The sequence below is a fragment of the Orbus hercynius genome, assembly GCF_003634275.1.
Lineage (GTDB): Bacteria > Pseudomonadota > Gammaproteobacteria > Enterobacterales > Orbaceae > Orbus > Orbus hercynius.
In genome coordinates, this window is the sequence record NZ_RBWY01000001.1 from 599,913 (window position 1) to 612,631 (window position 12,719).

Here is a 12,719-nt window from a genome sequence, read left to right on the forward strand (position 1 = left end):
ATTATAGATGTAAATAACGTAATAGTGCTGTGGCACCAATTACCATTAATGCCCCACCTAAACGAGTCGCCACTTGAGCAAATGGCATTAAGTTCATACGGTTAGCGGTTGATAAAATGGCCACATCTCCCGTACCGCCCATACCACTTTGGCATGATGAAATAATCGATGCTTCGACAGGGTACATTTTGAAAAAATAGCTACAGACAAATCCGGTCATCGACACGGTAAATACGACTGATACGATTGTTAGAAAATAAGGAATAGTTAAGACATTAACTACACTACCTAAGTCGATATACAGTAAACCAAGCCCGGCCATTAATGGATAAGTAAAGTTGCCTGAAATAAATTTGTACCACTGCTGGCTGCCTTTTTCAACACTTGCCGGTAGAATGCGTAGGTATTTAATTGCAGCTGTTGCAATAATCATTAATACTGGGCCCGGGAAGTGAGTCACGTGCTCAAGTAGTGAACCTAGCATAAACATAGCAACTAATGTCATGACCGCACCACTCATTGCGCTAGCGTCAAGTGGACTGGTATCGTCTTTTAGTGCTTCATCCATTCCTTCAAATTTCATTTTAACCAATTGGCCTTGCCCACTTAAATGCGGCTTAAGCTCGCCGACGCGGTTAATAACTGCGGTATAGGTGATAGCAAAAAAGTTACCTACAACGGTTGCAGGAATAAGTGCACTAACAAAAGAATCATAATCCTGATCTAAAATATTGCTGTAAGCATTTGATAATTGCAAGACGCCTTCACCAACACCACCGGACATTACTGGTGCAATAGTATAAAAGAAAGCATGTTCCCATGTATCACCAAAAGCAACCGCGACGCCAACACCAACGAATGCAGCTAAAATCATCCCTAATAGCATCGGTATCATCATACGGATAAATCCGTTGACTAAGATGATTCTATTCATGCCTAAGATACTACCACACACTAAGCTTGCAATATAAAATAATAAAAAGTTTGACTCTTTCATTAGCATTTTAGTTGCAGCTAGCGTGTTTTGATCAAATACGTCGTTGTAGACCATAATTGATGGGATAATCAACGATAAAATTGCCGGCGCACCGAACTTTTTCAAGACAGGCAAGTTCTGTCCAATTGTGCCAAGTAGCCAGCCTAAAGGTAAAATAACGGCAAACCCACCGATCATGCTTTTTGGTAAAAGATCTAATAAAGCCGCGATAAAAACGATAAGTGAAAAACCAATAAAGACGGGCAGGGGAAGCGAACCAACATAGAATTTGTTTTCTTTTATATCTTGCAAAACACTCATAAATAGACCTCATAATAGATAATTATAGTTTACTGTTTCCTATTTTCCCTATCAGTCTAAATTGTTCGTTAAAAATGGGAATCATTTGAAAGTAATCTAAGCTATTATGTAACTAATGTAAGTGTGATGATTCGGTGATGAGTAACCTACTGTTTAACAATTTATTAAATTTAAACAGTAGGTTAGTTTTAAACGTTGTTTATAATAATGTCGAATCAAAAGGTTCGACAGTGACCAGTTCGCCTTGACGGACATGACCACGATCTTTTTCCAAAATAATAAAGCAGTTAGCTTGATTAAATGATGAGGTAATATGTGATCCTTGTTCTCCAGTTGATTCAACAACCCGCTCACCTTGCGCATTGCTGTAGATACGACCGCGCTGAAAATCGACCCGACCAAGTGATTTTTTGAGCTGGGATGTCGTTTTTAACAACAAGGTATGCTGATCGTGTTTGACCTGATACTGAGTTAGAATCAGTGGTCGAACTAATTGATAAAAAGTTACAAGCGCTGACACGGGGTTACCGGGTAATCCGCAAAAAAAGGCATTATCTATTTGGCCGAAGGCAAAAGGTTTACCTGGTTTGATAGCAATTTTCCAAAAATCAATTTTGCCAATTTGCTCAAGTGCCATTTTGGTATAATCTGCATCACCAACTGACACGCCGCCACTAGTGATGACAATATCAGCCTGATTAGCCGCTTGTTTTAAGGTGTCAGTAATTAAGGCCAAGTCATCTTGAAGGATGCCTAAATTAATGACATCACAACCTAATGCTTTTAACATTAGATGAAGCGTAAAGCGGTTACTGTCGTAAATTTGATTTGCTGAGACAAGTGGTTCGCCAATAGGCGTTAATTCATCACCAGTAGAAAAGATCGCAACTTTGAGTGGCTTAAATACGGTGATCTCTTTTAACCCCAACGTTGCTAGGGTCGATAATTTGGCAATAGAGAGTTTTTCACCTGTCGTAAAGATTTCACTACCGATTTTGATACTTTCGCCAATATAACGAATATTCTGTCCTTGCTTAATCTTATCGGCATCGAAGCTGATAGATTCACCCTGTTTTTGCACGTCTTCTTGCATAATGACGGCGTATGCATCATCCGGAACCTTAGCACCGGTCATAATTCTTAAACAGCTGTTTTTAGGCCAACTAACCGATTGTTTTTGGCCTGCAAAAAGGCTCCCAGCAATAGGTAATGCTTGGCTACTTGCCAAATCGGTTTGCCTAATGACGTAACCATCCATAGCTGAATTATTAAAAGAGGGCACATTCATCGGTGAAATAACCGGATGGGCAACGATACGATTCACTGCTTCAAATAAAGGTATTGATTCCGTTTTGTGATAGTTAATTGATTTTGCTGCTTGTAAAATCAGATCTCTTGCTTCACTAAACAGTAAAAGAGGGGCTTTATCCATTACGATCTCCTGCTTTATTCACTAATTGTGGATTATAGTCTAATACTGATGCCGTAATAAAATGATTAATGTCATATAAATTATACTATAGTTGAATTAAACCTACTAAAAAGTTGAAATAGATCACAAAACTAGTGAAAAGATATGATTAGTTAATAAATAAGTATTATAGTAGACACAGAACTAGAATTTCAGTTAAAGCTTGGCTTTAATAAAGAAACGTTAAAAAACCAACCTAAAATGAAGCTTAAATAATTTTGCAATTATTTAAGTTTTTTTTTACCAACGCGGCATACCATAATAAGAAAGTCCACATTAAGCGGACTTTGATACTCTAGTCAATTAAACGTTGAATAAGAAGTTCATGATATCGCCGTCTTGCACAATATAATCTTTACCTTCTGAGCGCATTTTACCTGCTTCTTTTGCGCCTTGTTCACCTTTGTATTTGATAAAATCATCAAAGGCAATCGTTTGGGCGCGGATAAATCCTTTTTCAAAGTCTGTGTGAATTTTGCCGGCGGCTTGTGGCGCGGTTGAACCAACAGGGATTGTCCAAGCTCTGACTTCTTTGACCCCAGCCGTAAAATAAGTTTGTAGATTAAGTAAACGATAGCCAGCACGAATCACGCGGTTAAGTCCCGGTTCTTCTAGACCAAGATCTTGCATAAACTCATCGCGTTCTTCATCGTCAAGCTCGGCGATTTCAGCTTCAATTGCTGCGCACACCGGTACGACGACAGCATGCTCTTGTGTGGCAATTTCATGCACACGATCAAGAAACGGATTATTTTCAAAACCGTCTTCATTGACATTGGCGATATACATTGTTGGCTTTAGCGTTAAAAAGCTGAGATATTTGATTGCTTCGACTTCTTCTTTAGCCAATTTAAGCGTGATAAGTTTATTACCTTGCTCCAAATGCGGTAAACATTTTTCCAGTATCTCTTGCTCATATTTGGCATCTTTATCGCCGCCTTTTGCTCTTTTTTGCACGCGTAAAATCGCACGTTCACAAGTATCTAAGTCAGCAAGCGCTAATTCAGTATTAATAATTTCAATATCTTGGGCAGGATCAATTTTACCCGCTACATGGATAATGTTATCATTTTCAAAGCAGCGTACAACGTGGCCAATTGCCTCTGTTTCACGGATATTAGATAAAAACTGATTACCCAATCCTTCACCTTTAGACGCGCCTTTTACTAAACCGGCAATATCGACAAACTCCATCGTTGTCGGTAGGATTCGTTGCGGTTTAACAATTTCAGCTAACTGATCTAAACGCGCATCGGGCATAGGCACAACACCTGTATTTGGTTCAATTGTACAAAACGGAAAGTTTGCCGCTTCAATTCCTGCTTTCGTCAGTGCGTTAAATAGTGTTGATTTTCCCACATTTGGTAAACCGACAATGCCACATTTAAATCCCATGATAATACCTTATTTAGACATCAAAAATGGTCGCGATTATATACTAATTTCAGTTTTAGCGATACAGATAAATATTGAAGTACGGCGCTTTTTTAGCTGATCTGGGTATATTACGGCAATATGATGACTGGGCTATAAATTCATAAAGATATTTATTTCATGTTTTGATTCGTCAGTTTTATTCTATCTTAACAGCGTGTATGATAGTTATTGGAAAAAGAACGGAGTTAAGTCGATGAATAAAGAACAAACCTCAGGGCACAAACGTAATGTTATTAACGGGTTACTGACTGTAACAAACATTGTGTCGTTATCAAGCAACCTGATTCGTATTGTATTGTGCTGCGATAAAAAGCTAGCCGTTGATCCTAATTGGATTGGACCACATTTGAAATTATTATTTCCCGCTGAAAATAGTCAGGATATTATTTTTCCTCAAACTAATGAAGAGAATAAAATCATTTGGCAAGATGGCGTGAGGGAACGCGTTAGAACATACAGTATTCGTGATTACAACGAAAACGACAATAGTTTGAGCGTCGATTTTGTGGTGCATCAACACGGCGTTGCAACGAGCTGGGCACAGCAAGCCAAAATCGGTGATTGCATTGGATTAGTGGCAATGGGATCAAAAAATCGGTTTGATGAAACGGTAAAATTTGTTTTATTAGGTGATATTGCGGCAATGCCAGCTATTTGTTATACCTTAGAGCATTTACCTGCTAAGCAACATGTTACCGCGATTATTGAAGTGCGAGATGAGCAAGATAAAGTTACTTTAAATTTACCTGAGTCTGCAACTTTAAGTTGGTTAGTGACACCGAAGGATCAGCCAAGTCAATTAATCTCAACGCTGACGCAACTCAAGTTAGACACCGCAGATAGTCAGTTGGTTTTTTGGGGCGGGATGGAATCATCACTTGCCCAGTCTCTACGCCATTATATCAAAGCGCAGTTTACAGCGCTTTCTGGGGACTGCGTAAGATTAATTAGCTATTGGCGTGAAGGCTATGCTGAAGGGCAGTTTAAACACCATGATTAAGAGTATTAATGCCAAACTAGTATGAATATTTTAGCGCATCTTCATTTGGCCTCGCTGGCCAGTAGCTCTATCAGTGGTAATGCGGTAGCCGATTTTATTAAAGGCGATCCGTATTTACGCTATGATCACACGATAGCTGATGGCGTGATGATGCATCGGCGGTTAGATAAGTTGGTCGATGAATTGCCAGCGATTAAAGCGGCAAAAAATTTTTTTCGGCCAGAAGTTAAACGCGTTGCTCCCATTACGCTTGATATTGTTTGGGATCATTTTTTATCTAAGCATTGGCAGTGTTATGCCGATTGCCAGCTTGCACAGTTTAATGCCTCGATGAAAGTAATCATTGATGAGGATATATCAACTCTCCCAGATGAATTTGCGCATTTTATGCATCACCTTTGGCAAGAAAAGTGGCTGATTCGTTATGGTGAGGTTGATTTTATTGCTCGGGTATTAAATGGTATGGCTAATCGTCGTCCAAAGTTAGTGGCGCTAGGTGATACCTTTGTTGATTTTAAGCAAAACTACCGCCAATTAGAGCAAGTATTTGGTGATTTTTATCCTCAGTTGATGGAAAAGGCAATAAATCACTGTCTTTAATTTATCTAAAAGGTAAATTTATTAAATATTTACAAAATAATAAAATATATTATGATCTAATTCATATTATGGCTTAATGTCAGTGAAAAAGGATTGGCTAACAAATGAATGAGACGTCATTAACAGTTGAATCAACTCAGAATGTTGTTAAATCCACTAACGTATTACCGATAAAAAATGCGTTGCTTATTGCCTCTAATCCCCTGTATTGTGGTCAATTAGATGGCAATGGCAAAATTATTAGTCTTGATCCTAACGGAGAATCAACCACTAAACAGCCGGGTTGGTTACATCTTGATTTTGCCAGCCAAGAAACAATTGATTGGATTAATTCAACTGATATTTTGCCGGAATTAGTCAAAGAAGAGTTAATCAAGCCCAATCAAATCGCAAAAGAGGTTCGTTTTGATCGAGGTATTTTGGTTATCTTAAAAGGGGTGAATATTACGCCTAATTCGTTACCCGATCCGATTGTTAATTTTCGTTTTTACATTACCGATAACTTAATTATTTCAGCTCGCCATCAACGGATTGATGCGGTAGGGTTGTTAAAAGATCGATTGGATAAAGGGATTGGACCGGTTGATGTTGCAGATTGGTTAATTCAAATTTCAGAAATCATTAGTGATCAATTGAACTTGTCCTTTGATAATGTGCACAATAAAATTGTTAAATTAGAAGATGAGGCGGTAAATCAGCGTACATTCTCGTATAAAGAGATTGGCCGAGTACGTAAGCAGTTAATTTTATTACGGCGTTTACTTTCACCACAACGTGATATTTTTGTTCGTATTTCAACCGAGAGAATATCATGGATTGATGATAACGATCGGCAGCATTTACACGATATTTCAAATCAACAAAACCACTATATTAGTGATATTGATAGTTGTCTATTGCGGCTTGGTTCGCTAATGGAACAAATTAATGGTTTGTTAGCTGAATCGACCAATAAGCGAATTTATCTAATGACCTTAGTGACATTAATTTTTATGCCTATCACTTTTTTAACCAGTTTATTAGGTGTTAACCTAGCGGGGATTCCGTTTAGCGAGGAGTACTGGGGATTTGGCGCCTTTATTGGTTTAATTGCAGTGGTTTGCCTAGGATCGATTATTTGGTTAAAATCAAAAAAATGGATGTAGTCAATGCGATGCACATAAATGCGTTATCATGTATGGATCATTGGACGAGAAATTTTAAAATAGTATATTTTGTTTGGTATCATTGCCGTAACCATTGTGATTAGGAATCGTTTGTATTTATGCCGCATTTGCCATCATCTAATCACTATCGATTATTTATTGCTGAAAAACCTAGCTTAGCCAGAGCGGTAGTCGATGTATTACCTAAGCCACATCAAAAATCTGATGGCTTTATTCGTGCTGGCAATGGTGACATTGTCAGTTGGTGTGTTGGTCATTTATTGGAGCAAGCTCCGCCAGATAGTTATGATGAGCGCTATAAAAAATGGCAAATTAGTGATTTGCCAATTATCCCTAACTCTTGGATATTATTGCCCAAAAATAGTACACAAAAACAGTTCAATATTTTAGTCGGTTTAATTCGTCAAGCCACCGATATCGTGCATGTCGGCGACCCGGATCGCGAAGGACAGTTGTTGATTGATGAAGTGCTCAATTATTGCCAAATTCCAAGTGAAAAACTGCGTGCGGTGAAACGCTGTTTAATTAGTGATCTTAATGCCAGTGCGGTAGAAAAGTCACTCAGAAGCCTGCGTAATAATCATGATTTTGTGCCGTTGTCGACTTCGGCATTGGCAAGGGCTAGAGCCGATTGGCTATATGGCATCAACATGAGCCGCTTATGTACCATTAAAGGGCAAAATCGTGGGTATAAAGGGGTATTATCAATTGGCCGAGTGCAAACTCCTGTTTTAGGCTTAGTGGTAAGACGAGATGCTGAAATTGAGCATTTTGTCAGTAAGCCATTTTATGACGTGTTTGCGGTGATACAAACCCAGCATGGTGAAATATTTAAAGCGAAATGGCAACCGAGCGAGGCATGCGCACCTTATCAAGATGAGGAAGGCCGCTTACTGCTTAAGGCGCTGGCTGAAAATGTTTGTAAACGTATTCGTCATCAAACCGCATTAATTGAAAATGTCAGTAATAAGAAAAAAGAGTTAGCGCCGCCAATGCCATTTAATTTATCTGCCTTACAAATTGAAATGGCGAAAAAGTTTGGTTTAAGCGCGCAAGAAGTACTCGATGTGTGTCAGGCGCTGTACGAAAAACACAAGCTAATTACTTATCCGCGTTCAGACTGCCGTTTTTTGCCTGAAGAGCACCTGAATCAAATTGATGGCGTCATTGCGGCGATTCGCCATAATTGTGCTGAGTTAAATGATGCGATTGCTAAAGCTGATTTAATGCTACGCACCAAGACCTGGAACGATAAAAAAGTCGAGGCTCATCACGCCATCATACCGACTTTACGTAAAGCGGATACCAAACGGCTTACACAACATGAGTTTGCCGTTTATACGATGATTGCCACACAATATTTAGCGCAATTTTATCCTAATTACCGTTATGCTGAATTGCAAATTGATGTGGCGATTGCTGGCGGTAAATTTATTGCTAAAGCCCACCAAATGTTAGAGGAAGGTTGGAAACAACTGTTTAAAAGCGCAAGCAGTGTTAGCCAAGATGAGTCTGAACCATTATTAACTAAACTGGTGAAAAAGGGCGAACAAGCGTTGTGCATTGATGCTGAACTTGTTAGTAAAGAAACTTCACCACCAAAGCCTTTTACTGATGCTACTTTATTATCGGCAATGACTGGGATTGCAAGGTTTGTTAGCGACGCTGAAATCAAAAAAATTCTACGTGAAACAGATGGCTTGGGGACGGAAGCAACGCGAGCGGGTATTATTGAGTTATTGTTTAAGCGTGAGTTTTTAATCCGTCAGGGTAAAAGCATTCGTTCTACGGCCGTTGGCCGGCAACTGATTAATATGCTACCGACGGTGATGAGCGTGCCTGATATGACCGCACACTGGGAATCGCAGCTAGAAGCGATCAGTCAAAAGTCGTTTACCTACCATCAATTCATGGTTGAGCTCACACAATCCATCTATCAGCTAATTGATAAACTCGGCGCTGCTCGCTTTAGTCATGAAACGAACAACCGCTAGTTGTTCGTTAGGCCATGGCGTTTTTTGACTGATTTAAAATACCAATAAAGCGTTAAATACGCTAATAAACTCGCCAGTAAATCCGATACTGGCGTTGCCAGCCACACGCCATTCAATCCTAAAAATAGCGGTAGAATATAGAGCGTAGGCAGTAATATCAATACCTGCCTTGATAAGCTCAAAATAATCGAAATTTTAGCCATGCCGATGCATTGAAAGAAACTAGTGGTAACCATTTGAAAGCCAATTAAGACAAATAAAAGTGTGGTATAGCGTAGCGCAGTCGATGATAAATCGATCATATCTTTATCTGGTGTAAAGGCACTGACTAAAATATGAGGGATAAACATGCCTAATAGAAATCCAACGCCGGTAATCACGGTGGCAATTTTAATAGCATAAAAAAAGGTTTCTTTGACGCGGTCAAAATTTTGTGCGCCATAGTTATATCCTACGATCGGCTGCATACCTTGATTGATACCAATGACGATCATAATAAACAAGGTAATTAAACGGTTGGCATTCGAATAAGCCGCGATAGCATCATCACCACTGATATGGCTTAGTGGCGCATAAGAATTTAGCTGCCAATTGATAAATACCACAACTACAGAGGTGGCAACTTGCATGGCAAAGGGTGAAACACCAATCGATAAGATACTGATGATTGATTCTTTATCTAATCGTAGATTTTTTAACCGTAAGCGCACTAAGCTGTTTTTACCGGTAAAATGAATCATCACTAATATAAAGCTTAGCATCATCGCCAGCGTTGTTGCGAGGGCGGCCCCCTCCATTCCCCAACCCAATACTTTGATAAAAATCGGCGCCAAAATAATATTGGCAACCACGCTTGATAAAATAATTAGCATTGCTTTTAGTGGATAACCACACGCTCTCATCATGTTGGCGTAGTTGAATGATAAAGTTAAAAACAAGCTACCCGGTAGGAATATTTGTAAGAATTGTTTAGCGTAGTTGTGGGTAATTTCACTCGCACCAACGACATACAGTAATGGATCAATAAAAATCAGCAACAGCGTGAGCGTAATGCCGCTTAATATTAACGTTAACACGAACGAAGATCCCACGATTCGCTCCGCTTTATCTTGGGCTTTTTGACCTAAAAAAATCGAGATTCGACTGGCTGAGCCAACGCCAACTAATAAGCCAATTGCGGCGGCAATCGTCATGACTGGTAGAATTAATCCTGCCGCACTCAATGCCTCACGACCGATCCAGTGACCAATAAATATGCCATCAATAATATTATAAAGAGTATTAACCGTGGTGCCAATTATTGCGGGTAAGGCATACCGCCAGAACAGTTTACTGATTTTTTGTTCAGTAAAGTCATTATAGTTTTTCATAAAAATGTCTAATTATTATTTTCAGTTTGTTAGTGTTATACCGTAGAAACAAGGTAAGAGTATTACTTAAGGTATGATAAAAAAATGCAGAAAATACCCTATCTAAAGTGCATTTATTGTAACAGACAATCAAATTGTTGATAGGTATTTTGTCGTTAATTCTGTTAAAATAGCACAATTCAATGCAAAAAAGGTAATGTGTAATGAGCCTACAGATAGAGCAAATCGTACTTCATCAATTGATCCGGAAAAGTGAAACAGACATTGATGTGGTGTTGCGTGATTCATTACTTGATAATCATCAAGTGGTAACCGATCTTATTGCTGATATTAATCGTATTTATAATAATAAATCAAAAGCTTATGGGTTATTTAATGAAAATAGCTTATTTGAAAGTTCGGTCAAAGAGTTGAAACAGGGTAATCAGGACTTTTTAAACTTTACCCAACAATCGGTCAAACAATTGCGTAATGAGCTAGCCAAATATCCCTTTGCTGAAGGCGGAACAGTGGTGTTTTGTTTATATCGTTATTTAGCGGTGGAATATTTACTTATTGCTGTTTTAAACAGTTGTCACAGCATGTTGGTCGATGATCAGCTCGAGATTAGTCAAACGCAATATTTGGATATTGACCATGCCGATATTATTGCGCGTATCGATATTACCGAGTGGCAAACCGAACCTGATTCAAAACGCTATTTAACCTTTTTAAAAGGCCGTGTTGGTCGTAAAGTATCGGACTTTTTTATGGATTATCTTGGTGCGAGTGAAGGGCTGAATGCCAAAAATCAAAACAAAAACTTGGTACAAGCGGTGGATGATTATTGCCAAGAGATACAGCTTGATAAACAAGAAAAACGGGCAGTACGCGAACAAGTTTATGGTTATTGTAAAGGGCAATTAGAAGCCGGCGAAGAGATTAAATTATCCAATTTAGCTAAAGAACTACCGACCTCTGATGATAATAACTTTAGTGCATTTGTTGCCAGTCAAGATTATGAACTGGATGAAGAGTTTCCGGTTGATCGCTCAACTTTACGTCAACTGAAAAAATTCTCTGGTAGTGGCGGTGGATTGACGATTAATTTTGATTCCGATCTATTAGGTGAACGCATTAAGTGGGATGCGCAAAGTGACACATTAGTGATTAAAGGGATCCCGCCGAATTTACGCGATCAATTGCAGCGTAATAATAACTAATTTTTTATACACCAAGCCAATCATGGCGATGGTTTTGTCAACATCGCCAACCACAACATAGGATAAGTGAATTATTACAATTGCTTTGTCGCAACGATAATTTGGCTATGATATGACCCTAACAAGATCAATAATATAACAATGGAGAAAGCGCATGAAATATGTTGGCGCTCATGTAAGTGCATCGGGTGGCGTTGACAATGCGCCGCTCAATGCGCATCAAATTAATGCAACTGCCTTTGCTTTATTTACCAAGAATCAACGTCAATGGCAAGCTAAGCCGCTCGAGAGCGCAACTATCGACAAATTTAAGCATAACTGTGAAAAGTATGGCTACAGTAGCAAGCAAATTTTACCCCATGATAGTTATTTGATTAATTTAGGTCATCCTGAAGCTGAGGCATTAGAAAAATCACGGGTAGCATTTTTAGATGAAATGCAGCGCTGTGAGCAGCTTGGGTTAACGTTGCTAAATTTTCATCCGGGGAGTGATTTACGCCAAATATCGATTGATGAATGTTTAGCGCGCATTGCCGAGTCTATTAATATCACGCTAGATAAAACAACCAGCGTGGTGGCAGTGATTGAAAATACTGCTGGGCAAGGTTCAAACTTAGGCTATAAATTTGAACATTTGGCGCAAATTATTGATCAAGTCGAAGACAAAAGCCGCGTCGGCGTGTGCATTGATACGTGTCATGCTTTTGCGGCGGGTTATGATTTACGCACGCAAAAAGCCTGTGCTGAAACATTCGCCGAATTTGAAAAAATAGTTGGTTTTCAATATTTACGTGGCATGCACCTTAATGATGCTAAAAGCGAACTTGCGAGCCATGTCGACCGTCATCATAGTTTAGGTAAAGGTAACATCGGCAAAATCGCATTTGAATATATTATGCAAGATCCCCGTATTGATGGAATTCCGCTGATATTAGAAACCATCGATCCTGATATTTGGATTGATGAAATCGCCTGGTTAAAATCATTAGCAAAATAAAATGTACGGTAAAGCTAGGTGAGCTTGATTGTTAGCGCAGCTCTTCAGTGTTTTTTACTCATATGAGACATTAGGTTATTTTATTGATGGCAAATGTTGAACAGGGCATACACTTGCTGAGTATTAGGCTAATAAGGCAATATTGCCTCAGTGTTTAATTAATGCTTAATCGCTAATCATTAGCG

General features: G+C 38.9%; 10 protein-coding genes. 6 read left to right on the top strand and 4 right to left on the bottom strand.

The genetic code is table 11. The features are described from left to right. Position 1: 1 nt before the first annotated feature. The 3 genes from DES39_RS02960 to ychF all read right to left on the bottom strand — a co-directional run bounded on the left by DES39_RS02960 (position 2) and on the right by ychF (position 4,163). Positions 2-1,297 (bottom strand): 2-hydroxycarboxylate transporter family protein, encoded by a 1,296-nt coding sequence (locus tag DES39_RS02960; protein ID WP_121144265.1) that lies wholly within the window; start codon positions 1,295-1,297, stop codon positions 2-4. Between the two features lie 199 nt (positions 1,298-1,496). Further along, entirely contained in the window at positions 1,497-2,729 is a 1,233-nt protein-coding gene (gene moeA / locus DES39_RS02965; protein WP_121144266.1) for a molybdopterin molybdotransferase MoeA, read from the bottom strand. A 342-nt stretch (positions 2,730-3,071) separates the two neighbouring features. Next, positions 3,072-4,163: a redox-regulated ATPase YchF gene (ychF, locus tag DES39_RS02970; protein WP_121144267.1), complete on the bottom strand. Its 1,092-nt coding sequence runs from the start codon at positions 4,161-4,163 to the stop codon at positions 3,072-3,074. Between the two features lie 235 nt (positions 4,164-4,398). On the opposite strand from ychF, the gene DES39_RS02975 reads away from it, so the two are divergent. The 4 genes from DES39_RS02975 to DES39_RS02990 all read left to right on the top strand — a co-directional run bounded on the left by DES39_RS02975 (position 4,399) and on the right by DES39_RS02990 (position 8,965). Beyond that, on the top strand, positions 4,399-5,205 hold the full coding sequence (locus DES39_RS02975; protein WP_121144268.1) for a siderophore-interacting protein: 807 nt from the start codon (positions 4,399-4,401) through the stop codon (positions 5,203-5,205). 21 nt (positions 5,206-5,226) lie between these two features. Beyond that, entirely contained in the window at positions 5,227-5,805 is a 579-nt protein-coding gene (locus tag DES39_RS02980; RefSeq protein ID WP_121144269.1) for an acyl carrier protein phosphodiesterase, read from the top strand. 104 nt (positions 5,806-5,909) lie between these two features. Further along, positions 5,910-6,950: a zinc transporter ZntB gene (gene zntB / locus DES39_RS02985; protein ID WP_121144270.1), complete on the top strand. Its 1,041-nt coding sequence runs from the start codon at positions 5,910-5,912 to the stop codon at positions 6,948-6,950. Positions 6,951-7,069: 119 nt separating this feature from the next. After that, positions 7,070-8,965: a DNA topoisomerase III gene (locus DES39_RS02990; protein ID WP_121144271.1), complete on the top strand. Its 1,896-nt coding sequence runs from the start codon at positions 7,070-7,072 to the stop codon at positions 8,963-8,965. Here the strand turns inward: DES39_RS02990 and DES39_RS02995 are convergent. After that, positions 8,962-10,335: an MATE family efflux transporter gene (locus DES39_RS02995; protein WP_121144272.1), complete on the bottom strand. Its 1,374-nt coding sequence runs from the start codon at positions 10,333-10,335 to the stop codon at positions 8,962-8,964. The two genes, DES39_RS02990 and DES39_RS02995, sit on opposite strands and share 4 nt — an antisense overlap. Positions 10,336-10,538: 203 nt before the next feature. Here DES39_RS02995 and yejK point away from each other — a divergent pair, with 203 nt between their 5' ends. After that, positions 10,539-11,537 carry a nucleoid-associated protein YejK gene (gene yejK, locus DES39_RS03000; RefSeq protein WP_121144273.1) on the top strand — a complete coding sequence of 333 codons (999 nt, stop codon included), beginning with the start codon at positions 10,539-10,541 and terminating at the stop codon, positions 11,535-11,537. A gap of 154 nt (positions 11,538-11,691) precedes the next feature. Then, positions 11,692-12,534 (top strand): deoxyribonuclease IV, encoded by an 843-nt coding sequence (gene nfo / locus DES39_RS03005; protein WP_121144274.1) that lies wholly within the window; start codon positions 11,692-11,694, stop codon positions 12,532-12,534. Positions 12,535-12,719: the final 185 nt, after the last annotated feature.

What these genes read in the sequence shown, in the direction of transcription:
- DES39_RS02960 (WP_121144265.1), bottom strand. Translation starts at nt 1,297, where the DNA reads ATGAGTGTTTTGCAAGATATAAAAGAAAACAAATTCTATGTTGGTTCG.
- moeA (WP_121144266.1), bottom strand. Translation starts at nt 2,729, where the DNA reads ATGGATAAAGCCCCTCTTTTACTGTTTAGTGAAGCAAGAGATCTGATT.
- ychF (WP_121144267.1), bottom strand. Translation starts at nt 4,163, where the DNA reads ATGGGATTTAAATGTGGCATTGTCGGTTTACCAAATGTGGGAAAATCA.
- DES39_RS02975 (WP_121144268.1), top strand. Translation starts at nt 4,399, where the DNA reads ATGAATAAAGAACAAACCTCAGGGCACAAACGTAATGTTATTAACGGG.
- DES39_RS02980 (WP_121144269.1), top strand. Translation starts at nt 5,227, where the DNA reads ATGAATATTTTAGCGCATCTTCATTTGGCCTCGCTGGCCAGTAGCTCT.
- zntB (WP_121144270.1), top strand. Translation starts at nt 5,910, where the DNA reads ATGAATGAGACGTCATTAACAGTTGAATCAACTCAGAATGTTGTTAAA.
- DES39_RS02990 (WP_121144271.1), top strand. Translation starts at nt 7,070, where the DNA reads ATGCCGCATTTGCCATCATCTAATCACTATCGATTATTTATTGCTGAA.
- DES39_RS02995 (WP_121144272.1), bottom strand. Translation starts at nt 10,335, where the DNA reads ATGAAAAACTATAATGACTTTACTGAACAAAAAATCAGTAAACTGTTC.
- yejK (WP_121144273.1), top strand. Translation starts at nt 10,539, where the DNA reads ATGAGCCTACAGATAGAGCAAATCGTACTTCATCAATTGATCCGGAAA.
- nfo (WP_121144274.1), top strand. Translation starts at nt 11,692, where the DNA reads ATGAAATATGTTGGCGCTCATGTAAGTGCATCGGGTGGCGTTGACAAT.